The sequence below is a fragment of the Streptomyces flavochromogenes genome, from assembly GCF_000717595.1.
In the GTDB taxonomy this organism is placed as follows: domain Bacteria; phylum Actinomycetota; class Actinomycetes; order Streptomycetales; family Streptomycetaceae; genus Streptomyces; species Streptomyces flavochromogenes.
This window is the reverse complement of sequence record NZ_JNZO01000088.1, coordinates 1-1,079: the sequence shown is the minus strand read 5'-3', so window position 1 is coordinate 1,079 and position 1,079 is coordinate 1. Positions and strand designations below refer to the sequence as shown.

The 1,079-nt window shown below is 69.0% G+C and carries 1 pseudogene; it reads left to right on the top strand.

Features of this window, described 5'->3' with window-relative positions:
- Positions 1-1,079: pseudogene (locus IF00_RS42215) on the top strand (hypothetical protein); the annotation flags it as partial.

Below are 1,079 nucleotides of genomic sequence, written 5' to 3'. Positions count from 1 at the left end.
CCTCGTCCAGACCCGCACCGGCGCCGGCTTCGACAAGAAGACCCTCTCCGAGGCCCGCTACTTCCGCGGCATCGACGGCGCCCAGGTCAAGAACTCCGCAGGCGTCGCCGTGACCGACCGTGAGCAGTTCGCCGGCATGCTCCGCGACAAGGCCACGTACAACGGCGACGGCGGACCGCTCGTCAGCGCCTCCTCCTTCGTACCCTGGCGCTCGGCCGTGACGGCGACCCGCGCCCGCACCGGACTGCCCGCCCTTGAGGCGTACTTCACGGGCACCCAGACGGAGGAGACACGGGTCAAGGTCACCGGCGGCGAACGCACCACGCGGTCGGTCAAGGGCTTCGACTCCTACGGCCTGGTGACGACGCTCTCCGAGGAAGGCGACGTCGACAAGACCGGTGACGAGAAGTGCACCACCACGACGTACGCCCGCACCGGCACCTCGATGATCCTGGACAAGGTCTCCCGCAGTGAGACCGTCGCCGTCGCCTGCGGCGCGACCGTGTCGCGTCCCGCGGACGTGATCGACGACGTCCGGACCTACTACGACGGCCTTGCCCTGCACGCGGCACCCACCAAGGGCCTCGTGACCAAGTCCGAGCAGATCAACGGCACGGGCACCGGATACGACGTCACGTCCTCCACCCCGAGCGTCTGCGGCACCGGAAGCACTCAGCTCTGCTACGACATCTACGGCCGCCAGCTGGCCGAGGCCGACGCCTACGGCAAGGTGAGCCGTTCCAGCTTCACCCCCGCCACCGGTGAAGTCCCGACCAGCACCGTCGTCACCAACCCGCTCGGGCACACGATCACCACCGTGCTCTCGGCACGGCGCGCGCTGCCCACGAAGGTCACCGACACCAACGGCAAGGTCACCACGTCCGCCTACGACCCGTTGGGCCGGGTGACCAAGGCGTGGCTGCCCGGCAGGGCCCAGGCGACCTACCCGACGGCGCCGAACTTCCAGTACGAGTACCTGCTGCGGAACAACGGGCCGGTCGTCGTCACGACGAAGACCCTCACCCACGACAACCAGTACCGCACGAGCTACGCGTTCCAGGACGGCCTGCTCAGGGCGC